Raw genomic sequence first — 22019 nt, 5'->3', positions numbered from 1 at the left:
AAAATATTTTGATTTAAAAATTTTGGTTGGCTTCGGATTTGCTTAACCACGGATATGAAAACTATCTATATACTTGAAGATGAGACGGGCATCAGAGATGCTTTACAACTGCTCTTATCATTTGAAAATTATGAAGTACGCTCATTTTCTACCATTGAAGCGTTTAACAGCAGAAAGGAGTCTGAAGTTCCGGATATTTTTATTCTGGATGTGATGATGCCCGACGGTCTGGGCACCGATGTCTGTAATCAGCTCAAAAATGATTCTGCAACCGCGGGAATTCCGGTTATGATTATGAGTGCTCATGCGAAAAATACAGAGGTTACAGAACGTTGTGATGCAGATGTGTTTGTAAGCAAACCTTTCGATATCGATGATGTAATCGAAAAAATTGAAAATTTGATTCGGAAGAAATAGATTTAAAATCAATTTTAAGCCTATAAACCAAAAGCGCATTTGTTTTTGGTTTTTTTCATTGATAATTTAATGTCTGTATCCGGAAAAATTTTTACCTTAAATTTTTGCAGGTTTGAATTATAAATGTACGTATATTTAAAAAAGTTATCCTGCTAAACTTCTGCATTTTTGACAAATATTATTGACTTTAAAAAACTAATAATTATGCTGATTCCCAAAGATATTTTACTGAAATATGGTGCTACCGAAGAAACCTACAAACGTGGCGAAACCATTTTTGATGAAGGCGATACGCCAAAAAATTATTATCAGATCACTGAAGGGAGAATAAAACTAAATCATTACAATGATGAAGGTAAGGAGCTCATTCTCGCAATTTTAGATAAAGGACTGAGCGTGTGCGAGTTGCTTTTGTTTATAGACAAAACTTATCCTGTAAATGCAATCACTTTCGAAAAATGCACAGTTCTGAAACTGCCGAAGAAAGCATTTAATCTTCTTCTCGATGAAAATCCTGATGCAGCAGCTGATATCCGCAGATTTTTATCGGAAAGGCTGTACTACAAATACATTATGTTGGAAAATAATTCAGCACTGAGCCCCGAAAAAAGAATTAAAGGAACACTGGAATACCATAAAAGTTTCAGCGACAATAAAGATAAATATTCCTATGAAATTCCGCTTACAAGACAGCAAATTGCTGCACTGACCGCACTCCGCGTAGAAACTGTAATCCGGACAGTAAAAAGACTCGAGAAAGAAAACTACCTTAAAATTATTGACCGGAAGATTTATGTTTAATTAAATCTCAGAAAATTAAAATAAAAACAACAGCTTCATTTACGAAGCTGTTGTTTTTATTAATTATGAACACTAAAACAGTTTGTTTCAGCTCCATGGATCGAGGATCACCTTTACACAACCATCTTCTTTCTTATCAAAAATCTGATAGCCTTTCGCCACGTCATTTAAAGACAGACGGTGAGTGATAATATCGTCCAGACGAACCTGTCCGCTCTCAACATATTTCAGAAGCTTGTCTATGATCGCGTGAACCGGCGCCTGACCTGCTCGGAGGATAATTCCTTTATCGAAAATCTGGCCCAATCTAAAGTTATCATAATTGACAGCATACACTCCCAAAACGGAAACAGTTCCTCCTCTTCTTACGCCGCTCATACAGGCTTCCAATACTTTCATTGAACCTTTTTCAAAATTAACTACAGCTTTTGCTCTGTCTAAAAATGATCTTTCAGGTTCAAATCCCACCGCATCAATACATAAATCTGCACCTCTGCCATGAGTCATTTCTCTTATTTTTTCTACGGTTGATTCTGCATCTTCCCACAAAATCGTTTCACAGCCTGTGAGTTTTTTAATCTGATCCAATCTGTACTGTAAAGTATCGATTACGATTATTTTTCCTGCATTATGCAAAATGGCACTTTTTACAGACATTGATCCTACAGGGCCTGCACCGAATATTGCTACCGATTCGCCACCTTTCAAATCACCCCACATCACTCCGGTGTATCCGGTAGGGAAAATATCGGTGAGGAATAATGCCTGCTCATCCGTTAAAATATCCGGTACTTTTCTGGGGCCAAAATTGGCATAAGGAACTCTCACATACTGAGCCTGTCCGCCAGTGTAGCCTCCGTACAGATCTGTGTAGCCAAACATTCCTCCTCCTTTTTCAGTCATAATTCCACCTTCGGGTCCATAATTTTCCGGATTGGAATTTTCGCAGCCTCCAGGAAGTTCGTTTTCACAGAAATAACAGCAACCGCAGGCCACGGGAAATGGTACCACTACCCTGTCTCCCTGATGAAGATGGGTAATGTTTTTTCCTTTTTCCACGACCTCTCCCATAAATTCATGTCCCATCACCATGGGTCTGGCTTGCGGGATTCCGCCGGAATACATGTGCAGATCGCTGCCACAAATCGCCGTGGAAGTTACTTTCAGGATGATGTCATTTTCATCCTGAATGGTTGGGTCTTCTACAGTGTCACAGGTAATTACACCTGGAGAATGAAAAACTGCTGCTTTCATAATAATTAATTTTTTGGCTGGTTGTCGTGACCTGTGAATCCGTTTCTGTGTTTTTCAAATTCCCAGACTCTGTGAGAAGCTATTGCTGTAATAAAACTGTTGTCAGCATCATTGTTTTTTTCCAGAACAACAGCTGGATCTTCAGAATGATAATCAGCGACATCTGTCTTTTTAAATAGCGCGTCTGTCTCCTTATCAAAGAAAATTGCCTTACAATGACGGTAAGCTTCGTTTACAAATTCAATAACGCTGTTTTTATAATCAGGCTGAAGCCATTGTTGCGTGGATTCTGCTCCGGCAGCTACGTAAACTGCATCAAAACATACACTCATTGTACTTGATATTGAATGTTTTGGCGTGAGTTCAGTGCCATCGTCAGCTTTTACCGTAGCCATTTCAGGCGCTACAAACTGTACTACCGCGCCTTTTGCTTCAAGTTCTGATTTTAATTCTGAAATACGTGTCGCATTGCAACCATCTGCAATCACAAAAGCGATGATTCTCGATTCAATTGAATCCTTTACCGTATTTTTCATGCTCAGGGCATCTGAAGAATCCAATGAAGTCTCACGTTCTTCGCTTTGCAGAGATTCTACATCGGCGTCCGCAGGTATGCTTCCGTTGGGCTGTTCAAGAGTTTTCACCTCAACTCCCAGTTTTTCGGCCACCATTTGAGCCAATTCTTTATTGATAAAATTAAGCTGCGAAACCATTCTTTCCCTGATTGCCGGAATCGTTACTTTAGACAATTCGAAAACCAATGCTTTTTGTAAATGCGTTTTTTCCGGAGCAGACTGGCTGTTGTAAAATAATTTTGCCTGAGAATAATGCTCAACAAAAGATTCGCTTCTGGCTCTGATTTTGGTACCGCTGATTCTCTCACCATAAGTATCAAAACCACCTTCAGACATCATAGCCTGATAAGGGCAACCTCCGCCCATAGAATTGGGTTCGTAACTTACTTTTCCTTTGGCAATCTGCTGTCTCATGTGCCCGTCACGCTGGTTGTTGTGAACAGTTGGTACAGATTTATTAATCGGAATCTCATGAAAATTTGGAGAACCTAATCTTGAAAGCTGTGTGTCTGTATATGAAAACAAACGTCCCTGCAACAAAGGATCATTGGTAAAATCTATACCAGGAATTAAATGCCCTGGATGGAAAGCGATCTGCTCAGTTTCTGCGAAGAAATTATCAGGATTTCTGTTTAAGGTTAAAGTTCCCATAATTTCTACCGGAACGGTTTCTTCAGGTATAATTTTTGTAGGATCCAAAAGGTCAAAATCGAAATCGAATTCATTTTCTTCAGGCACAATCTGTACACCTAGATCCCATTCCGGAAAAGCACCGTTTTCAATGGCTTCCCAAAGATCTCTCCTGTGGAAATCAGGATCTGCACCCGAAATTTTCTGAGCTTCCGGCCATGCAACTGAATGCACACCCAGTTTTGGTTTTAAGTGAAACTTCACAAAAAATGCTGAGCCTTCACTGTTGATGAATCTGAATGAGTGCACCCCAAAACCTTCCATCATTCTGTAACTTCTTGGTAAAGCTCTGTCACTCATCAGCCACATGATCATGTGCATACTTTCCGGCATCAGGGAAATGAAATCCCAGAAAGTATCATGTGCAGAGGCAGCCTGCGGAATTTCGTTGTCCGGTTCTGGTTTTACGGCGTGTACCAAATCCGGAAATTTCATCGCATCCTGAATAAAAAATACAGGAATATTGTTTCCTACCAAATCGTAGTTTCCTTCGTCAGTATAAAATTTGATCGCAAAGCCGCGTACATCTCTTGCAAGATCGGTGCTACCCCTGCTTCCTGCAACGGTAGAAAATCTTACAAATACAGGAGTTTCCTTTTCAAGGTCTGTGAATAATTTAGCTTTTGTGAACTGCTGCATATTTTTATTCAGCTTAAAAACTCCGTGTGCACCAGAACCTCTTGCATGAACGATTCTTTCCGGAATTCTTTCATGGTCAAAATGGGTAATTTTCTCTCTGAGAATAAAATCTTCCAAAAGTGTAGCACCACGCTCACCGTCTTTAAGAGAATCCTGATTATTGCGAATTTTAAGGCCTTGGTTGGTCGTCAGTTTCTCTCCGGAATTGTCTGTCTTGTAAAGATCAAGCTGATCTAACTTGTCGTTGTTTTCTTTGTTTGTATCCATATTATTTAATTGTGTGAATGTTTTAAAAATCAGTAATAAGGGTAATTAATTTAAAATCCTTTATTTACTTGTCGAATTATAAGGTTTGATGTATTGTAAATACATGCAGATTTCTGTCTGTAATGCAATATCTGTTGAAATTTTTCTGCCTGAAATTCCAGCGAAATAGTTTCAGAACTTGAGATGTTTTTTAGGTTAAACTTATCGACGGTTCAGAATGCGGTGGAAAGATGGAAGTCAATCCTGTAGATGAAATAATATTGTGATTTCTCCTGAGATAATTATTTTTGCAAGCCTGGGAAAAGCTCACAGATGCTGCCCCTGTCGCGAGGCAACTGCATAAAAAAGTTTTCATAAAATTTAAATTTGATGTTGGTGTTATCAAATTTAACTTTATAATTCGGCGTTTCTTATGACCGTAATCATACTTAATTTTTTATTATATAAGTAAACAAAATAATATGTACTAAGAAGCAAATTACAGAATCAAAAACAGATTTTTCCGTTGGATATTTTCACCAGATTCTGCTTTTCGAGTTTTTTAACGGTTCTGATGACTGTTTCCACGCGCAAGCCGGTTAAAGACGCCAGTTGCTGCCTTGAAAAAGGAACGATAAAATCAAACGGTTCAAAGGTTTGATGATGGGATTTCAAAAATTCCAAAACCTTCAGAATTCTGTGAGACGGATTATTGACAGACAAAGTGGTAAGCATTTTATAGCGGTAAAACATGCGTTCTGAAGTGTGAGACATCAGTTTGTGCATCAAATCGGAATTTGAGTTTACAATCTCCATGAAATTTTCTTTTCTAACCCTCAAAACCACACTGTCGCTCATCACTTCCGCATTCACACAGTAGGGAACATCGTACCACAGAAAAGTTTCGGCAAAGCAATGACCATCAGACGGCAAACTGTGTATAAACTCGCTTCCGTCATCTTTGTAAACGTTAATTTTAATAAGTCCGCTGCGAATCTGATAATAATATTTCGGTACGGAACCTTCTATAAAAATTGTTTCACCTGCTTTATATTTTTGAATTTCTGCTCCATTTTTAAAAAGTAATTCTTCGTCAATAATCATAAATCATTAGTAGTTTAAAAAACTATTGCAAAATTTCTTAGAAAGAAGAAATAATTCCCTAACCATGCAATAAATCGGCTGTAAAAATAACCTTATAAAGCCGATCAATACTATGACTATAGGCATAAGAAAATACATTTGATACAGGATTGTGAAGAAGATATTTTCTTTGTTTTGGAGAAAAGAATTTTCGAACTCAATTCAAAGTCTGTTCCTTAAAAATTATTCAGATTGAAGTTCAGACAGTTTGGTTTTGAAACATCCCAGAATAAATTCACAATAGTAGATCTGTGCATTCTGTTGGTTTGTTCTCGGGTGAAGTTCTAGTTTTTTTGTAAAGACGATCTCATCTTTGTGGCTGAAGCTGAAATAAGCATAGATTTTAAAATCAGATTCTTCCACAGGCGTAGAATAGCCTGTCACGGCAATTCCCCAGTCGGTTTCAAAAGACTTTGCTATGTTACGGGCCATTTCTTCAGCGATTTTATCAGATACACAATCGCATTTTTCTGCCTCTTCACTGTTAATGTTGAGAAATTTCACCTTTTTTTCAAGAGTGTAGGCAGTGATCCCACCGTGATAATATTTGGAAGCATCAGCCATCTGTGAAAATGAATACTGCAGATAACCGGATGTTACACTTTCGGCAACAGAAACTGTTTCTTTAGAATTCTTCAGCAAATTTGCTACTTCATACAATAAATTTCGTTCAATTTCCATGGAAATGTTATATTAAGATTTGATGTTGGTGATTCAGTCATCTCAAATTTCAAGCCTATTTTGCTTCCACATTAGTTTTAAAGACTTTCAATTAAAACCAGATATGAAAATTCAGAACTTTTATTTAAAAAAAGATAAAAAATGATTGAAAAAATATGGTCTGAGATTGAAAATTACGTAATCAAAAGGTGAAATGTATGTCCAATAAAACTGCGAAACTATGCTTACAATCATCTGCTGAGGAAAATTTAAATAAAATACCACATTCAGATTTTTCCTTTGCCGATGGTCTGGTAATTGTAACTCCTGATGTAACAAAACCAATCAAATATTATTTTATGGAAACCAAAAAAGCCACCGCAAAAAAAAGTCCGGCTAAAAAAACAGCGGCTTCTTCTGCTAAATCTTCACCAAAAGTAACTTCTAAATCAACGTCCAAAAACGCTGTGAAGGCATCTGCTAAGACACCGGCAAAGGATGATGCTGCCAAAAATCTTAATGATTTGTTTGAAGACTCTCTGAAAGATATCTATTGGGCTGAAAAAGCTTTGACAAAAGCACTTCCTAAAATGCAGAAAAATGCTACTGATGCCAAGCTTAAACAGGCAATCGGACAACATTTGGAAGAAACAAAAGAGCAGGTAAAAAGACTTGAGGCTTGTTTTAAAGCTTTAAATAAAAAAGCTGAAGCCAAAAAATGTGATGCGATGCAGGGACTTCTTGACGAAGGAACCGGAATCATGGAGGAAACAAAAGCAGGAGCAGTACGTGATGCAGGTATTATAGCCGCTTCGCAAAAGGTAGAGCACTACGAAATTGCAACCTATGGAACTCTGGCAGCTTATGCTAAAATTCTTAAAGAAAAGGAATGTCTGAAGCATCTTCTTTTAACTTTAAATGAAGAAAAAAACTGCAACGATTTGCTGTCTAAAATTGCTGATACCAATCTCAATTCGAAAGCGATTAAAGCATAATTCAAAATTTTGAAAGACCCGCATAAGGGTCTTTTTTTATTCTGTGTTACAATTTTAATTATTTAAAGTGTATGTTGTGATTACAGTCATAAGTTTAAATATATCAATCCTATAGGCTCAACTTAGATGGTCTTTGGTCTCATAGTTGTACCTTAATGATGAATTGAAGATTTCTATTCTGAAATTTTTCTTTTACCGAAAAATAATAATCATGGCTTTAAATGAAAATGAAGAAATCCGTGGCGGACAAGGTCAGGTTTTAGATCCTGAATCCTACCGCGACTCGATCGGGACAATGGAACAGTCCGGAAAAAGAAAATGGGTATTTCCCAAAAGACCGAAAGGAAAATTTACCAATTACAGGACAATAGTAGCTTATATTCTGCTGGCAATTTATTTGGCTGTGCCGTTTATCCGCATTAACGGAAATCCTTTCCTCCTGCTTAATGTTATCGACAGGGAATTTTTTATTTTCGGACAACCTTTTTATCCTCAGGATTTCTTTCTCTTAACTTTAGGTGCCATCGTGGGTTTAATCTGCATTATTATTTTCACAATAGCATTTGGGAGAATCTTCTGTGGCTGGATCTGCCCTCAAACAATTTTTCTTGAAAGCGTTTTCCGTAAGATTGAATTTGCGATTGAAGGAGACAGAAACCGTCAGATGAAACTGGACCGTCAGGAATGGAACGCAGAAAAAATCTGGAAAAGATCTCTGAAATGGACTATATTTTTTATTCTTTCTCTCATATTCACTCACTTTATGATGATGGTGATTGTGGGCTATGAAGAAGTTTTCAGAACCATCGCAGAAGGGCCACTCGCCCATCCCACCAATTTCATAGTAATTATTCTTTTTACAGCGGCATTTTACTTTGTTTTTGCGTGGTTTCGTGAGCAGGTTTGTACATTGGTTTGTCCGTACGGGAGACTGCAGGGCGTACTGATCGATAAAGATACCATCAATGTTTTTTATGATTATAAAAGAGGCGAAAACAGGGCTACATGGAGAAAAGGAGAAGACAGAAAAGCTGCAAACAAGGGTGACTGCATAGATTGCTACCAGTGCGTTGTGGTTTGTCCAACAGGAATCGACATCCGTGACGGCCAGCAGCTGGAATGTGTGAACTGCACAGCGTGTATTGATGCATGTGATGAAGTAATGGTAAAAGTAGGTTTGCCCAAAGGTCTTATCAGATACGCTTCTGAAACAGAAATTGAAACAGAAAAACCAACGAAATTCACAGGTAGGATGAAGATCTTTATGGTCATTCTTATTGCACTACAGATTTTCCTCGGATTTTTGCTCTACAGCCGCGGAGATATGGAAGCTAAGTTTATAAAGCCCGCAGGAAGTACTTATTTTGTAAGGGACGGTTTAATTACCAATACCTACAGTTATACGTTTCTCAACAAATCCACAGACAAAAAAACAGTCACTATAAAAGTTATTGAGCCATCACATGGAAATGTGATTTTCAGCGGATCTGATAAAATTATAATTCCTAAAGACAAAATATCGAAAGGAACCATTACCATTACATTTCCTGAAAAAGAGATGGATCTTTCCAAACAGAATATAACCATTGGAGTATTTGATTTAAAAGGAAACCTCGTCGACTCGTACGATACTTATTTTGAAGGACCTTTTAAACTTCAATTTTAAATCTGTATGAAAATACAAAGGGAGCGGTTGAAAAACTGCTCCTTTTTTTGTTGTGATGTTTGAATTATTTTATCCGGAAATCTTACCTTGTAATTAAAGATCTGTTTTTTCTGGCCTAAGCATTCCTTCCGCAAGACATTCCCACTGAATTTTTGAAAGTCCGAACATTCCGCCGATGGCAATCATAATATTTCTGGCCGAATTGATGAAGCCCGATTTCAAGTTCGGAGATTCGTTTCTGCCATACACAGCCGCTATCAGAGAATTTTCTCTTCGCTCAATGACGAAAGTGGAAGTTGCTTTGTCGCAATAGAAATGGGCAATCTTTTTACTGTTCATTTTTTTCGGATCGGGCGAAGGTCTGCATTGAATTAAAAGTCTGTCCGGAGATTCGAAATCAATTTTATCAATAACTGTCCAGTCAAATGACCGGCCTTCTGTTCCGCCGGGACCGGGAATATCAATCCTGATGTAATCACCCAACTGTGGCAGGCGGTCTACAACATTTCCGTTGAAGTTGCAGAGTTTAAAATCTGCTGTGGTTTCCGGACAGTATTTGTGCCATTCGCCTATTCCAAAAAATCTTTCTTTAAGATGATGAAACTGAATTTCGATTTCGTCATTATTTTCTAAATTGAGGATACTTTCAGAATCGTGAAAGCCACCTTTCACCTGTTTTGGAACTCCATGAATATTTTTAGGTTTCATTTGTAATTTTTTGTGGTTTGGTAAAACACTTTATTTATCATAAATTATTTTGTGATAAAAAAGTTTATTTGATGTCTTTTCAAAGATAGTCTTTAAATGTGGGTAAAACTTATGATTACTGTCACACATCATAATTTATAAAACTTTACTCCGTGAAATATAAATGACTTTGATTTTTCTGAAAGAAGTTTTTTTTACAGAAAATTTTATAATTTGATATAGTTTGAATCAAAATTATTTGAGGTTAAAAAAGTTCTTACTTGGTACTATTCTTGACTTCTTTTAAGCAGATATACTTAAGATTAAATCTAAATTTAACTCCAAAACAAAAATATTATGTTAAAAAAAATGATCGCAGGACTTGGAGGAGCAATCGCCCTCAACCTGCTGCACGAAATCGTGAGGAAAACCTGTAAGGATGTTCCGCACATCAACGAACTTGGCGAAGAAGCTCTTGCTAAAATGACCGATGGCACTGCTTTGGAAATCAACAACCCAAACCAACTCTATGCAGCTACACTTGCAGGAGACGTAATCAGCAATGCAGTTTACTACGCAACAACAGCTACAACCCACAATCTGGCAAGTGGACTGATGGCTGGTGTCGGAGCCATCGCCCTCCCTCAAAAATTAGGACTTGATCCCGATCCTGTAGCGAGCACGAATCAAAAGAAAATAATGACTGTAGGATATTATCTGTTCGGAGCAATTGTCACGAAGCTGATTTATGATCAGATAAAAGATGAATAGAGAGCAATTAAAGAGGCATCACCCGAATTGGATGATGCCTTTTTTACATTTCATTACAATTTCAGATCTTTTTTCAGCTTTCGTCTCTGGTGTTTTGTACCAGACCGATTCCTGCAAAAAAGAAGATCAATCCGATAACTCCTACCACAGCCATATTGGTGTAGGCTTCACTTTTTTGCATCAGCTGATAACCTGTGTACAGTAAACCGGCAATGCCAAGAACTGTAAGAATGGTTCCGAATGTTCTCTTAACGTTCATAATAGTTTATTTTATTTTTAATTCTCAAAAGTCATTCCGTTTTTATGCAAAATAGGAGGAATGTGAAACGGAATTAAGAGTCTGAAGTAATTTTCTGAATTCATTAGAATATTTCATGCTGCTGGAATGACCTGTTTTAGATGGATATTCCTCATAACCAAAGAAATAATAATGCTTCTGTTCATTATTGATTTTCATCTCAAGCTCCCACTCTTTTCCTTCAAAAATATCATTGTTGCTATAATTTTCTTTCCATTCCGTGATCCCTATTTCTTCAAATGTAGAAATAAGTTTCTTTTCGCTCATTTCCGAAAATTTTTTATCCGGATTCTGAAGAATTTCTTTAAAGTAGCCAAAATATTCACTGATGTAAACAAAGCCTTTGTCGATGATGAGTTCGGCACTTTTGCCGTTGGCATTTCCTAAAAAGAAACGTAGGAAATCAATTTTTTCAATAGGGGTATTAAACATTATTTTGGGGTATTATTAAGTGAGTTGGATATTAAATTGAAATTGTTTTCAGCTGTTTTTCATTTTTGATTTCTTCGTTTTCTGCCGATGATGCTGGTGGAAAGTGATTTCTCAAAGAACGCATGAGTATGCAAGTGCAGAATGATTTTAACTGATGGGTATCTCCTTTAAACTTTTCCAAATCTCTCCAGATATTCGTAAAAGTAAGGATCATAATGTTGTCTGCAAGATCTTTGTCGCCAAGACACTGCAGGGCGATACCGTAAAACTGGCTGTTGAATTCGGCATACAGGAAATCGAAAGTCTCACGATCTTTCTTTTTGAGTATTGCACAGCAGCTGAATTTGTTGTCTGAAGAAATCATATTAATTATTCAAAAATTTTTAGAGCATCATCACTCTGTGTATTTACTGTCGGCGTGAACACTGATTTTGCCATTATAGTAGTAAATAGCAATTTCAACTGCTTTTTCAAAATCGATTTCGTGAAATTTTTCTTCAGGATCTTTTACATCACGTTGCGAAATTTCTACTTTGAATGGATTATGATGTGATTCAGAAATCATTCCTTCTACTGTTTTTTTCTTCCGATATTTTACAATAATGTTTTTAATCTCTTCTGAAAGGCCTGTAATCTCTTTTTTCAGCAGGTCGTTTATTTCCATTTTAATTTTGTTTTTATCTAAATTTATACTTCCTGATCTTCCTTTCTGATACTTACAATCTGGTAGTTGTCTGATGACGAGAACTTTTTACAGGATTCATCGTTGCAGCTGTCTGGGTTTTTCAGATAGTGATCAATAAAGTCTACACTTTCTTTTGTGTTTTCGGGCGAAATCAGGATGTGATATAAGTTTAATACAGATTGATCTGCATTTTTTACAGATTCTTTTTTTTGTTTTAAAGCCTCTTCGTATGTCATACTGCTTATTTTTAATCTTTATTTTGTCTGTACTCCAGAATTTCCCTGAACTGTTTGTGAGATTGTTTCAGGTGATAAAGATGATCTTCCAGAACAGATTTTGTTTCAACTGAAAAACCTTCTGTCTCCAATGCTTTTTCATACGCTTTATAAGCAGCTTCCTCTTCTGAAATCACACTGTTTAAAGTGGAGTTGACAGAATCTATATTGAAAGCACTTTTAATATCAATCCAGGTACTGTGAATGTTACCGCGCACAGATGATGAATCTTCATTCATTTCAGAATCATTTTCCCTTAGAATATTCACGAGCTCATTTTTCATAACGTTCGTGTGGGAAATCATTTTCTCATATTCAGATTTGATATCAGGATAACTCTCCCAAATCTGACCTTCCACTTTTGCAAATGCAGAAATTCTGTCGTTGGTAATCTGGATGAGGTCTTTCAGTATTGCCTGAGTTTCGTTTGTTTCCATAATAATGTGATTTGGTGAATGTGATTTAGTCTAAAGGCCTTCTGCCAGTAAAGAGGTTAATTACAACTACGATTACGGCAATCACCAGGAAGACGTGTATAAGACTTCCCGTATCTAAACCTGGAATAATTCCCAGCATTCCCAAAATCCATACTGCGATACAAATTACGGCTACAAGCCAAAGAATACTTCTCATAATAATATATTTTAGTGTTTGTACAATCACAGATACAATTAGTCTGCCCTTTTTCAAATGAAAAAAAACTTTAGGTACCACATGTGCAATAACAAAGGTTTTAGGGCACCATTATTGTAAATTGACAAGTACCAAAAAATATAACAATATGGACAACACCAAAACAGTTTCAGTATTAAATGATCTACTGACAATTACCAACGACAGAATTCAGGGATTTTCTAAAGTGGAAGACAAAGTATGGGAAGGATATCCTCACCTGCGTGCCGACTACGACAATATGGTTGCACAGTCTGCTACAATGAAAAATGAATTATCTGGTCTAATCACTGAGCGCGGCGGGGAGCTGGATCAGACGGGTTCTGCAGCAGGATCTATCCACAGAGCCTGGATTGATGTGAAAAATGCATTTTCAGGAGACAACGCCGAAGCAAGTCTTGGAAATGTAGTCTATGGCGAGCAGGCTGCAATTGATGCGTATCAAAGCGCATTAGACAGTGGCGATCTTTGCCCGGAAAGCTCAAGAGTGGTACTCGACCAGCTTCATCATCTGAAAGCTTCACATGATAAATTTAAAAATCTTGAAGATCTGAACAACTAAAAACCACCATCCGCTTCCATCATGGAAGCGGATTTTTTATGATCTGAATCAGCTGGTGCCCTAAAATTATTTATTTAATTTACAGAAAAACTTTTATGCCAAAATTATTACCATTTGTATTGATGCATTTGGCATTTTTGTCATCAGCACAATTACTTACTATTGAGAATCTTCGGCATCTTTCACAATCTGACGAACAAATTCTTGACACCAAACTTTCAGCACATTTCGATCTTGTACATCATCCTGAAGCGAGTGAGGCCAATGTAAAAGTGTACAGCAATCAACATTTGGAAAATACGGCTTTTACAGTATTGACAGTCATTCTGAAAAACAGCGGATGCCATGTATTTTCTATTGTTTCACATGACCGGGAGCAGGTTACAACGTTCAACAGTACTTTACATCGGGACAAATTTAAGGCTGAAACCATAAAAGATGCGAATGGTGAAGAAATTAATGTTTATGAAAAGGATCAGGTGAAAGTTTTAATCAAAAATCCAGACCATGCATTCACTGCACATCAGATTATTTGGATGTGTAATTGAGGTTGGTTGAGATAATACGAAAAAAATAATTTAAACAAATTTCTTAAGTAAAACTATTCTCTATCCAAAATATATAAATAAATTCGTCTTAAAACTTGTTGCAAAATTTATTATTTCATCAAAAATCTGAATTTATCTTTGTTTTTAAGTGCAATTCCGGTTCCCCGAACTACTGCTCTCAAAGGATCTTCGGCAACAAAAACCGGTAGTTCCGTTTTTTTGTGAAGCCTTTCTGCAAGCCCGTTCAGCAATGCGCCGCCGCCGGCGAGAAAAATTCCGGTTTTGTAAATGTCGGTTGCAAGTTCCGGCGGGGTTATTGAAAGCGTTTCCAAAATGGCATCTTCAATTCTCATTATGGATTTATCCAACGCTCTGAAAATTTCCTTGTAACTCACCATTATTTCTTTAGGTTTACCCGTGATCAGATCTCTTCCCTGAACAGCAATATCGTCTAAATCGAAATCCAATTCCTCCAAAGCTGAACCTACTTCAATTTTGATTCTTTCCGCAGTGCGCTCACCGATGTTCAGGTTGTGCTGTGTTCTGATAAAATATGAAATATCATTGGTAAAAACATCGCCGGCAATCTTCAGTGATTTGTCGACTACAATTCCACCTAAAGCAATGACGGCAATTTCAGTTGTACCGCCACCAATATCTACAATCATGTTTCCTTCAGGGCTTTCAACATCAATCCCTGCTCCTATGGCTGCTGCCATCGGTTCGTAAATCAAAATAACCTCTTTTGCGTTAACCTTCTGTGCAGAATCACGTACTGCCCTTTTCTCGACCTCCGTAATTCCGGACGGTATGCAGATTACAATTCTCAATGCTGGCTGTATCAGTTTGCCTTTTATCTGAGTAATCTGTTTGATAAATTCTTTTATCATGTGTTCAGATGCATGAAAGTCTGCAATAACGCCATCTTTCAGCGGTCTGATTACCTTTATATCTTCGTGGGTTTTACCCTGCATCAATTTTGCCTGTGTCCCTACAGCAAGTGCCTTACCTGTTAAACGGTCAATCGCTACAATGGAAGGTTCATCGATCACAATTTTATTGTTGTGAATAATCAGCGTGTTGGCTGTTCCCAAATCTATCGCAATCTCTTCCGTAAACATATCAAATATCCCCATCAATCATTTTTTATAATCGCTAAAGGTACGGCTAATACAATTATCAAATTGCCGAAACAGCTTTATGTTGTAGTTAAACATAAGTTAAAAAACTTTGCTGTTTATTATAATCGCGGAAAATTTAAGTTAAAATATATATTCTTCTCAATCCGGCATTAAACCTGATATTTCGGAATACAGATTGCAGTAAAAGTCCTGAGGTTCTACTCCATTTTGAATCTTTTTTCATAAATTAGGTCATCGCAAAATTTTTCCACACATGAAAGCATTAGTTATTGGTGCAACGGGCGCCACAGGCAAAGATCTGGTACAGCAACTTCTCAACGATCCGGATTACTCAGCTGTTGATATTTTCGTCAGAAAACCGTTGGGAATTTTTAATGATAAACTGAAGGTTCATGTGGTGGATTTCAACAAACCCGATCGGTGGAAAAATCTTGTGAAAGGCGACGTTGCCTTTTCCTGTCTTGGGACAACGTTGAAAGACGCAGGCAGCAAAGATGCACAGTGGAAGGTTGATTACGACTATCAGTACAATTTTGCCAAATCTGCCAAAGAAAATGATGTTGAAGATTTTGTCTTGGTTTCGGCTTATGGTGCGGATCCGAAATCAAAAATATTTTACTCAAGAATGAAGGGCGAGCTCGAAATCGCTGTCAGAGAACTTCATTTTAATAAAATTACAATCTTTAAACCTGGAATGCTTGAACGTAAAGATTCTGAAAGAAACGGCGAAGTTTTGGGCGGACGAATCATTAAATTCGCCAATAAAATAGGACTTTTGGAAAGTCACAAACCTTTACCGACACAAATTCTGGCCAAAGCGATGATTAATTCTGCAAAAATTAAAAGCAGTGGATATTCCAGCATTAAACTTGGAAATATTTTTGCTTTCGCAGACAAAGCTTAGCAAATTTTAATTAAAGGAAAATGCCGAAGAACTGTCTCCGGCATTTTTTATTGTCAAAATTCAAATTCTCCTATCAGAATTTTGCTGTCGCTTTCAGGTTTGTTTTCTTTTTGATTCTGGAAAACAGCAATTTTTCTTTCCTGCCTTCCATCAGAATAATACAGATAAACTTCAGCCATAATCGTTGTTGGTCCAGATAAAACATTCTGCCTTTCCCCAAAGAAATTGGTTGTGATTTTATACTTTCCTTTAATGGCATTTTTCAGTAAAAACTGTTCAGGACCAAAACCTTGCGTAAAATCATTGCTTAGCCTACCTCCAATCTGTGTAGATTTGTGAGAATAGGAGCAATCCTCTCCTTTCGGATCTGTTACCCAAAGATCAATGTCGGTATTGTCTTTATTCCAGTTGATCACGACACGAATGTCGACGGGTAAATCAGCTTTTAAACGGTCATCTACCTTACTTCCGTCTACATTTTTATTCTGTTTGAGAATATTGTTGATTTCCATAATCAAAATTTCCTCGATTCCGTTGTCACGATCAGCTATTTCATCTGTAAATTCCTGATATAAAATTGATTTGTAAATATTTAAAGCTTCCTGTGGTCTTTTGTTATCTACCAACGCCAAAGCGTAATCTCTGTGACTCTGTGCATCAAAAGGTCGCCACTCCAGAATTTTTTGAGTAATCCAAAGTTCTTTATCGTAATGACCACGCTGCTTCAGAAGGTAAGAAATGGTTTTGTACAGTTCTTCATTTTCAAGATCAAGCTCAGCTAAAGTACTTAAAACTTTTAAAGCCAAAGCTTTGTCTCCTTTTTTAAACAGCAGTTTTGAAATATCGAAGTAATAAGTTACCTGCTTTTCGTGCTTCGATCTGTTCTCAAGATATTTTTGATAAATAACTTCGGCAGACTGCAGATTTTGGAAATCCTTCATGTATTCTGCGGTGCTTTCTACGTCAACCAAAGTGATTTTGCCTTTAGGTTTTGATACTTTTTCTTCCATTTTAGCAGACGAAACTTCTATTGCCATATCTGATCTTCGTTTGATACCAAGTGCTCCGGTAACCATCACATCTCTAATATCTCCGGAACTTACAGAATCTCTCTGAATAGTAGATTGATTTGTAATTCTCGGATATTCCTTTTTTTCTGATGGTTTAAAATCTGTATTCCACCAGGTTTTTAATTCTCTTGTTTTGTCGAAAGCTTTAGATAAAAGGTTTCTTCTCTGTTCCAAAATTCTTCCTTTATTTTGAGAAACGATCCTCTCATATTCCGCTTTCAATTCCTGTGGTGGCATAATTTTATAACGGACGTAGTCATTAATATCATCCAAAACAATCAAACTGGTATTTTTGCTCACGATACCGAACTGCTCGCTGATGTTTTTAATTTCCTCTCTGTTCTTTGATGGATTGATTTCCAATTCATCAATTTTTCTCTGAGCCCAAAATTGTGCAATCTGCCAGTTTTCCGTAGGTGAAGCATTGGAAAAATCAACACGAACTTCAAATTTTTCGTTTCCATTTGAAAAGACAGCAGTCAGTTTTCCTAAATTTCCTGATGTGATTCCGAAAATATTCACCGACTCATTTACTACAGAACCAACATTTGGAAAAACTTCCTGAATATTTGGATTTTCTTTAAACCCTAAAAATCTTACGGGTAATTTTTTAAACTTTTTCAAAGCCGACTGCGTATCAGTCTCATTCAAATTAATAAAATTCCCACCGGATTGATTGGCGAGCATTTTCAACAAATTAAAATCTGATGTTGGCGTACTCGTTATGCTGTTCAAAGGCTTTTTAAATTTAATATTTAAATCTCCAAAATTAGAAATACCGTCAGAAAACAAAAGATATTCCTCTACTCCATTCACCTCTTTCAAAGCTCCGAAATCAGTTCCACCATCGTATTTTAAATTTAAAATTTTTGCTTTTAAATCTGCCCAATTTCCCTGAGAAATGGTAAAATCCTGTGCTGTATCTAAAGTGTTATTTAATGTAACTAAAGAAACAGTTACGTTTTTATTATCTGCAAAATAAGCATTCAGAAAATCCAGTTCCTTGTCACGGTTTCTTTTTGATCCGCTGTAAGAATTGTCCCAAATAATGGCGATTTTCTGAGATTTTGGTTTTTCTTTTTGTGGAAAATCTACATTCACATTCGCGGCAAAATAAGATTGTTCTCCCGAAGCTTTCTGCAACAGAACATTCGAGGTCTGATTCGTTTTCGGAATATTAATTTTCAAACTTTCATTCGGTGTGAAATTCTCTTTGGTAATTGCTGCAATCCACTGATTTCTCTGCTTCTGAAAAGAAAAACTTCCGTCAGGGTTTTCAATAATTTTTGGTGTGGATGCTCCGTCATTGATCCATACTTTCATTTCAAATTTAGGAATGCTCACAGCATTTGCAAAACTCATAAAATACTTATATTCAGAAGCAGTATTTTTCAGTTCCTGATGATATGTGATTTGAATGGTTCTGCTACCCTTTTGAGGCAACGGGTAAATTCTTGTTCTGAAATTATTGCCCTGAACTTTCTCGATAATTCCGGGATCAACATTTCGTTTTTCAATACTTTCAAAAACCTCTTTCGCCCGTTCTTTGGGCACAGGTACGGCATTTCTGAGTTTTCCGTTGATGTCCAACGCATATCCGCTTACACTCACCCCATCCGGAAGCGGAAATGTAAGTGTTCCCTCCAGAAGTCTGTTGCTTGGATTGTAAAAGGTGTAAGTAGCTGTCGTGGTCGCAAGATTCCCTAAGATTTTTGTTTCAAATTTTGCATCCTGAAGAATCACCGGATGTTTTTTTTCACCTGAAACTTCAAGACTGGGAATCTGAGCAAATGCCGCTGTGAAGGCAAGTGTTGCTATTAAACTGATCGCTTTTTTCATATTTGGTTTTTATAATTTTAATGTATCAAATGTTTTTAAATATGAAATGAAAATTAAAGTTCACTTCAAAAAAAAATATTTACTTTTTGGTTTTGCCAGCTGATTTCTTTTTTGATTTGTCTGGAGATTTTTGGGTGTCTGTGGCGGCTTTTTCTGCAGTTTCCACAGATTCGTTTTCGTTGAAGCCTCCTACTTCCGGCATTGGTTCATCGTAGTCGATTTTTTCGGCGGGAGTAAGTTCTACAGTATCATTTTTAAAAATGAAAGTGTAGGTACCCGTGAGGCTTTTCGGCTCTTTGCAGTCACCAGCCATATCTGCGGCACCTGCAGAAAACTCAATGGTATTCGGTTCAAAAATGCTGTACCGTCCATCCATGTGGAAACATGAATTTCCCGTATCAAATTTATCAGTACCAAATTGCAGAAAATGGAATTTGCTTTGTTCCGTAGGCAAATTAATCTTCTTTGCTTTTTTCAAAACTGCTTTACCATCGGCTGAAATGGATTCAATTTTCCAGGTTGTTTTTTGGAATGCATTGGTTTGGGCACTTAATTGTACTGTCAAAACAAATGCTGCTGCTAAACTGAAAACTTTTTTCATATTGTTTTTTATTTTTATTAAAAATTTGTGATTAGTATTTAATCCATTTTTGATTTTTCCTAAACTTAAACAATTGGTCGTATACACTTTTTAAACCATAAGTTCCTATTGCTCCGTAATCATCTATTGTTTTTACTTTATTGTCTGAATAAGTGATTTTAAGCTTTACACTTTGGTCATCCGTCCAATTAACAGAATAATTTTCTTTAAGCGAAGGAAAATCTATATACTGCAAGGTATTGATTAGTTTGTTATAATTTTTCTGATCAATAACGGTGTGAAATTTACCTTCAATATTTTCAGACCAGTTTTCCATGTCATCTGTGAAATTAAAATGCTCTGCAATAAATGTTGCATTTCGGTTTTGATCAATTTTCATTTGAAAAACAGGACAAGTTCCAAAACACCCTGAGGTAGAAAACTCAATATTTTTTATTGGGATGTAGTTTTTATCATTAGAATTATACTCAATAAATTCATCAAATTTAAATTCCAATATTTGTACAGAAGGTTCTTTTTCGAATATCCTTTGTTCCCAATCTTTTACAACAGGTTTGTAGATCTGGAGCAGATTTTTGCTGTTTGTTTTTTTAATTTTAGGAGTAATTATATCATTGAATCCTTGCGTAAGACCAACAATTTTATAATTATTATTTCCAAAATTCATCAGTGCAATTGGTGTGTAACTGCATGATTGATTTGCCGATTCAAAACAGGTATGATTATCCCCCAAAATGAGGAGGTCTGTGTACCCGTTATTGTCAAAATCAGTTTTATAAAAACTTTCACTGACATTTAATTTTGCGGCAAGTTTTTTATTTTCAAAAAATACAATGTCCTTTGTAGTGAAATCAGCAATTTTTTTAACTTCATAGTTTTTGTAGGCAGAATCTGTCTTTCTGATAAAAACCTGCACATCTTTCTCGGACTGCAATTCGTCTATTTCAGTTATATGCAATGGCTTACTTTTTTCTACACAACTTATCACAAAAAGAAAAGCCGGAAAAAAAAATATTCTGTAAAACCTCATGATTATCGGGCAGTTTCAGATTTCACACTTAAAAAAGGAAATGCCGAGCGAATCTGTTTGGACACAATTCCAAAATTATAACCCTGAATCTGTTCTACTCCACTGAAATTGACGGCAATCAACTGTCCGCAATGGTTGAAAACAGGGGCTCCGCTTGCGCCATGTGTAGAAGTGACGCTGTACTGAATTTTCGTGCCATCAGATTCTTTGCTGATTTGACCGTTGTACAGCTGAACTTTCACTCCGGAATTGGTCTGCGCCAAATCTTCACCCAAAGGATAAGCGATCATCACTGCTTTTTCGCCAGGTTTCAAAGATCTGTCGTCGGTGATGGAATTTTCAATATTGACGATATTGACCACCGTATTCGGCGTTGTTTTGTTTGAAAGTTGGAGAATTCCGAGATCTACGCCTTCTTCATCAGCGACTTTTTCGACGGTACAAGGCAACCACTCATCTGTGGAATCGTGCAGTGCCACGGCAATGTCCAAAGTTTTCATGTACACTTCGATGTCTTCAGTAGAAACGTAATCTTTCTGAGGAATCGAAGCGGCAATGTCCACTGAAGTTTCTACGCGGTCAGATGGTGCAGAGTCTGTAGATGTTACAAAATCTTCACCTGAGTTCGCTTCAGAACCTTCATCATAATCACGATCTTCGCCTTCTTCATAATATTCTGACGAAGCATTTCCCCAGTTGGAGGCTATGAAAGTTTCGTAACCGTCTTCAGAAATATCTGTCGTTAAAATTGAAGCGATTTTCAGTTTGAAATTGTTGGTGTTGGTAAGAATTCTTTCTTTATTTTCTGCCGTGTTCCATGGTTGTAAAACGTGGCTGTTGGAAATCATGTTTCCGTTTTCATCAACGAAAAACGCAGTTCCGTAAAGGGTTTCTTCGGTAGCTTCAGGCACACTGAGCTGAATTTCCTTGCCCTTGATTCTTGCGAAATAACCGTAACGGTGTTTTACCATCACCACGGCATCTTTGTAGGCATCGTAAATTTTGGTATCACTGTCCAGACAGACATTTTCTACGATGGGTTCAGCAGTCTGACTTTCTTTATAAAATTTGTATCCGAAAAAGGAAATTCCACCTAAAATGATGATTCCGCCGAGGCTGAAAAAAGCAATTTTGTAGGGATTTTTCTTTTTATTTTCTACCGGAATGGTTGGTTGGGAAGAAGCTGTATTTTCTACAACATCATCGCTGGGTTTTTCTGAATTTCCATCCTGAATTTCCTTTTCCAAGTCAGATGTTTCTGAAAACTCATTATTTTTAGAATTATTTTCAGGCTGTCTGTTTTCCTTAAAATCCTCACCGGATTCGTGCTGATCATTATTCATTTGTGATTTTGATTTAAATTTTAAATAAAAAAAATGTTGACTCTAAAGAATAGAATCAACATTGATAAATTTAT

The 22019-nt window shown here is 36.8% G+C and carries 25 protein-coding genes; 8 read left to right on the top strand and 17 right to left on the bottom strand.

Going from position 1 to position 22019, the window contains the following annotated elements; genetic code table 11:
• Window positions 1-54: 54 nt before the first annotated feature.
• Together NG809_RS01715 and NG809_RS01710 are read left to right on the top strand one after the other, a co-directional pair.
• Window positions 55-417 carry a response regulator transcription factor gene (locus tag NG809_RS01715; protein ID WP_262147502.1) on the top strand — a complete coding sequence of 121 codons (363 nt, stop codon included), beginning with the start codon at window positions 55-57 and terminating at the stop codon, window positions 415-417.
• Window positions 418-621: 204 nt separating this feature from the next.
• Entirely contained in the window at window positions 622-1218 is a 597-nt protein-coding gene (locus NG809_RS01710; RefSeq protein WP_262147501.1) for a Crp/Fnr family transcriptional regulator, read from the top strand.
• 87 nt (window positions 1219-1305) lie between these two features.
• On the opposite strand, the gene NG809_RS01705 is transcribed toward NG809_RS01710, so the two are convergent.
• The 4 genes from NG809_RS01705 to NG809_RS01690 all read right to left on the bottom strand — a co-directional run bounded on the left by NG809_RS01705 (window position 1306) and on the right by NG809_RS01690 (window position 6446).
• Window positions 1306-2472, bottom strand: a complete 1167-nt coding sequence (locus tag NG809_RS01705) for a zinc-dependent alcohol dehydrogenase (RefSeq protein ID WP_262147499.1) — start codon at window positions 2470-2472, stop codon at window positions 1306-1308.
• Window positions 2473-2477: 5 nt separating this feature from the next.
• Window positions 2478-4643, bottom strand: a complete 2166-nt coding sequence (locus tag NG809_RS01700) for a catalase (protein WP_262147497.1) — start codon at window positions 4641-4643, stop codon at window positions 2478-2480.
• Between the two features lie 486 nt (window positions 4644-5129).
• A complete protein-coding gene (locus NG809_RS01695; protein WP_262147495.1) occupies window positions 5130-5726 on the bottom strand; it encodes a Crp/Fnr family transcriptional regulator in 597 nt (198 codons plus the stop codon).
• A gap of 222 nt (window positions 5727-5948) precedes the next feature.
• Window positions 5949-6446: a CinA family protein gene (locus NG809_RS01690; RefSeq protein WP_262147493.1), complete on the bottom strand. Its 498-nt coding sequence runs from the start codon at window positions 6444-6446 to the stop codon at window positions 5949-5951.
• Between the two features lie 197 nt (window positions 6447-6643).
• Between NG809_RS01690 and NG809_RS01685 the strand changes: the two genes are divergently transcribed.
• Window positions 6644-7420: a YciE/YciF ferroxidase family protein gene (locus tag NG809_RS01685; RefSeq protein WP_317619140.1), complete on the top strand. Its 777-nt coding sequence runs from the start codon at window positions 6644-6646 to the stop codon at window positions 7418-7420.
• 211 nt (window positions 7421-7631) lie between these two features.
• The gene (ccoG, locus tag NG809_RS01680; protein ID WP_262147491.1) at window positions 7632-9086 is read left to right on the top strand and encodes a cytochrome c oxidase accessory protein CcoG; all 1455 of its coding nucleotides are present in this window, start codon (window positions 7632-7634) and stop codon (window positions 9084-9086) included.
• Between the two features lie 93 nt (window positions 9087-9179).
• Here ccoG and NG809_RS01675 read toward each other — a convergent pair whose 3' ends face one another.
• Entirely contained in the window at window positions 9180-9794 is a 615-nt protein-coding gene (locus NG809_RS01675; RefSeq protein WP_262147489.1) for a hypothetical protein, read from the bottom strand.
• Window positions 9795-10130: 336 nt separating this feature from the next.
• On the opposite strand from NG809_RS01675, the gene NG809_RS01670 reads away from it, so the two are divergent.
• Window positions 10131-10544, top strand: coding sequence for a hypothetical protein (locus NG809_RS01670; protein ID WP_262147487.1), 414 nt, complete (start codon window positions 10131-10133; stop codon window positions 10542-10544).
• 73 nt (window positions 10545-10617) lie between these two features.
• On the opposite strand, the gene NG809_RS01665 is transcribed toward NG809_RS01670, so the two are convergent.
• The 7 genes from NG809_RS01665 to NG809_RS01635 are packed head-to-tail and all read right to left on the bottom strand — an operon-like array spanning window position 10618 to window position 12867.
• Window positions 10618-10803 (bottom strand): hypothetical protein, encoded by a 186-nt coding sequence (locus tag NG809_RS01665; RefSeq protein ID WP_262147485.1) that lies wholly within the window; start codon window positions 10801-10803, stop codon window positions 10618-10620.
• 42 nt (window positions 10804-10845) lie between these two features.
• Window positions 10846-11274 carry a hypothetical protein gene (locus NG809_RS01660; RefSeq protein ID WP_262147484.1) on the bottom strand — a complete coding sequence of 143 codons (429 nt, stop codon included), beginning with the start codon at window positions 11272-11274 and terminating at the stop codon, window positions 10846-10848.
• Between the two features lie 31 nt (window positions 11275-11305).
• Entirely contained in the window at window positions 11306-11638 is a 333-nt protein-coding gene (locus NG809_RS01655; RefSeq protein ID WP_262147482.1) for an RNA polymerase sigma factor, read from the bottom strand.
• Between the two features lie 30 nt (window positions 11639-11668).
• A complete protein-coding gene (locus tag NG809_RS01650) occupies window positions 11669-11938 on the bottom strand; it encodes a hypothetical protein (RefSeq protein WP_262147480.1) in 270 nt (89 codons plus the stop codon).
• 23 nt (window positions 11939-11961) lie between these two features.
• A complete protein-coding gene (locus NG809_RS01645) occupies window positions 11962-12195 on the bottom strand; it encodes a hypothetical protein (protein WP_262147479.1) in 234 nt (77 codons plus the stop codon).
• An 11-nt stretch (window positions 12196-12206) separates the two neighbouring features.
• Window positions 12207-12671: a PA2169 family four-helix-bundle protein gene (locus tag NG809_RS01640; RefSeq protein ID WP_262147478.1), complete on the bottom strand. Its 465-nt coding sequence runs from the start codon at window positions 12669-12671 to the stop codon at window positions 12207-12209.
• Window positions 12672-12696: 25 nt separating this feature from the next.
• A complete protein-coding gene (locus NG809_RS01635) occupies window positions 12697-12867 on the bottom strand; it encodes a lmo0937 family membrane protein (protein ID WP_262147476.1) in 171 nt (56 codons plus the stop codon).
• Window positions 12868-13015: 148 nt separating this feature from the next.
• Between NG809_RS01635 and NG809_RS01630 the strand changes: the two genes are divergently transcribed.
• Both NG809_RS01630 and NG809_RS01625 read left to right on the top strand, forming a co-directional pair.
• Window positions 13016-13468: a ferritin-like domain-containing protein gene (locus NG809_RS01630; protein ID WP_262147475.1), complete on the top strand. Its 453-nt coding sequence runs from the start codon at window positions 13016-13018 to the stop codon at window positions 13466-13468.
• 95 nt (window positions 13469-13563) lie between these two features.
• Window positions 13564-14016, top strand: coding sequence for a hypothetical protein (locus tag NG809_RS01625; protein ID WP_262147474.1), 453 nt, complete (start codon window positions 13564-13566; stop codon window positions 14014-14016).
• A 110-nt stretch (window positions 14017-14126) separates the two neighbouring features.
• On the opposite strand, the gene NG809_RS01620 is transcribed toward NG809_RS01625, so the two are convergent.
• A complete protein-coding gene (locus tag NG809_RS01620) occupies window positions 14127-15152 on the bottom strand; it encodes a rod shape-determining protein (RefSeq protein ID WP_262147472.1) in 1026 nt (341 codons plus the stop codon).
• Between the two features lie 259 nt (window positions 15153-15411).
• Between NG809_RS01620 and NG809_RS01615 the strand changes: the two genes are divergently transcribed.
• Window positions 15412-16062 (top strand): NAD(P)H-binding protein, encoded by a 651-nt coding sequence (locus NG809_RS01615; protein ID WP_262147470.1) that lies wholly within the window; start codon window positions 15412-15414, stop codon window positions 16060-16062.
• A 53-nt stretch (window positions 16063-16115) separates the two neighbouring features.
• On the opposite strand, the gene NG809_RS01610 is transcribed toward NG809_RS01615, so the two are convergent.
• The 4 genes from NG809_RS01610 to NG809_RS01595 form a co-directional block, all read right to left on the bottom strand.
• A complete protein-coding gene (locus tag NG809_RS01610; RefSeq protein WP_262147468.1) occupies window positions 16116-18971 on the bottom strand; it encodes a VIT domain-containing protein in 2856 nt (951 codons plus the stop codon).
• Between the two features lie 79 nt (window positions 18972-19050).
• Entirely contained in the window at window positions 19051-19572 is a 522-nt protein-coding gene (locus tag NG809_RS01605) for a hypothetical protein (RefSeq protein ID WP_262147467.1), read from the bottom strand.
• 31 nt (window positions 19573-19603) lie between these two features.
• Entirely contained in the window at window positions 19604-20530 is a 927-nt protein-coding gene (locus tag NG809_RS01600; protein WP_262147465.1) for a DUF6438 domain-containing protein, read from the bottom strand.
• 74 nt (window positions 20531-20604) lie between these two features.
• The gene (locus tag NG809_RS01595; RefSeq protein ID WP_262147463.1) at window positions 20605-21945 is read right to left on the bottom strand and encodes a S1 family peptidase; all 1341 of its coding nucleotides are present in this window, start codon (window positions 21943-21945) and stop codon (window positions 20605-20607) included.
• Window positions 21946-22019 lie beyond the last annotated feature (74 nt).

The sequence above is a fragment of the Chryseobacterium foetidum genome, assembly GCF_025457425.1.
Taxonomy (GTDB): Bacteria; Bacteroidota; Bacteroidia; order Flavobacteriales; family Weeksellaceae; genus Chryseobacterium; species Chryseobacterium foetidum.
This window is presented reverse-complemented; position numbering and strand designations above follow the sequence as displayed.

What these genes read in the sequence shown, in the direction of transcription:
- NG809_RS01610 (WP_262147468.1), bottom strand. Translation starts at nt 18,971, where the DNA reads ATGAAAAAAGCGATCAGTTTAATAGCAACACTTGCCTTCACAGCGGCA.
- NG809_RS01635 (WP_262147476.1), bottom strand. Translation starts at nt 12,867, where the DNA reads ATGAGAAGTATTCTTTGGCTTGTAGCCGTAATTTGTATCGCAGTATGG.
- NG809_RS01645 (WP_262147479.1), bottom strand. Translation starts at nt 12,195, where the DNA reads ATGACATACGAAGAGGCTTTAAAACAAAAAAAAGAATCTGTAAAAAAT.
- NG809_RS01715 (WP_262147502.1), top strand. Translation starts at nt 55, where the DNA reads ATGAAAACTATCTATATACTTGAAGATGAGACGGGCATCAGAGATGCT.
- NG809_RS01655 (WP_262147482.1), bottom strand. Translation starts at nt 11,638, where the DNA reads ATGATTTCTTCAGACAACAAATTCAGCTGCTGTGCAATACTCAAAAAG.
- NG809_RS01605 (WP_262147467.1), bottom strand. Translation starts at nt 19,572, where the DNA reads ATGAAAAAAGTTTTCAGTTTAGCAGCAGCATTTGTTTTGACAGTACAA.
- NG809_RS01625 (WP_262147474.1), top strand. Translation starts at nt 13,564, where the DNA reads ATGCCAAAATTATTACCATTTGTATTGATGCATTTGGCATTTTTGTCA.
- NG809_RS01660 (WP_262147484.1), bottom strand. Translation starts at nt 11,274, where the DNA reads ATGTTTAATACCCCTATTGAAAAAATTGATTTCCTACGTTTCTTTTTA.
- NG809_RS01650 (WP_262147480.1), bottom strand. Translation starts at nt 11,938, where the DNA reads ATGGAAATAAACGACCTGCTGAAAAAAGAGATTACAGGCCTTTCAGAA.
- NG809_RS01700 (WP_262147497.1), bottom strand. Translation starts at nt 4,643, where the DNA reads ATGGATACAAACAAAGAAAACAACGACAAGTTAGATCAGCTTGATCTT.
- ccoG (WP_262147491.1), top strand. Translation starts at nt 7,632, where the DNA reads ATGGCTTTAAATGAAAATGAAGAAATCCGTGGCGGACAAGGTCAGGTT.
- NG809_RS01665 (WP_262147485.1), bottom strand. Translation starts at nt 10,803, where the DNA reads ATGAACGTTAAGAGAACATTCGGAACCATTCTTACAGTTCTTGGCATT.
- NG809_RS01670 (WP_262147487.1), top strand. Translation starts at nt 10,131, where the DNA reads ATGTTAAAAAAAATGATCGCAGGACTTGGAGGAGCAATCGCCCTCAAC.
- NG809_RS01675 (WP_262147489.1), bottom strand. Translation starts at nt 9,794, where the DNA reads ATGAAACCTAAAAATATTCATGGAGTTCCAAAACAGGTGAAAGGTGGC.
- NG809_RS01690 (WP_262147493.1), bottom strand. Translation starts at nt 6,446, where the DNA reads ATGGAAATTGAACGAAATTTATTGTATGAAGTAGCAAATTTGCTGAAG.
- NG809_RS01705 (WP_262147499.1), bottom strand. Translation starts at nt 2,472, where the DNA reads ATGAAAGCAGCAGTTTTTCATTCTCCAGGTGTAATTACCTGTGACACT.
- NG809_RS01640 (WP_262147478.1), bottom strand. Translation starts at nt 12,671, where the DNA reads ATGGAAACAAACGAAACTCAGGCAATACTGAAAGACCTCATCCAGATT.
- NG809_RS01630 (WP_262147475.1), top strand. Translation starts at nt 13,016, where the DNA reads ATGGACAACACCAAAACAGTTTCAGTATTAAATGATCTACTGACAATT.
- NG809_RS01695 (WP_262147495.1), bottom strand. Translation starts at nt 5,726, where the DNA reads ATGATTATTGACGAAGAATTACTTTTTAAAAATGGAGCAGAAATTCAA.
- NG809_RS01710 (WP_262147501.1), top strand. Translation starts at nt 622, where the DNA reads ATGCTGATTCCCAAAGATATTTTACTGAAATATGGTGCTACCGAAGAA.
- NG809_RS01615 (WP_262147470.1), top strand. Translation starts at nt 15,412, where the DNA reads ATGAAAGCATTAGTTATTGGTGCAACGGGCGCCACAGGCAAAGATCTG.
- NG809_RS01620 (WP_262147472.1), bottom strand. Translation starts at nt 15,152, where the DNA reads ATGGGGATATTTGATATGTTTACGGAAGAGATTGCGATAGATTTGGGA.
- NG809_RS01595 (WP_262147463.1), bottom strand. Translation starts at nt 21,945, where the DNA reads ATGAATAATGATCAGCACGAATCCGGTGAGGATTTTAAGGAAAACAGA.
- NG809_RS01685 (WP_317619140.1), top strand. Translation starts at nt 6,644, where the DNA reads ATGTCCAATAAAACTGCGAAACTATGCTTACAATCATCTGCTGAGGAA.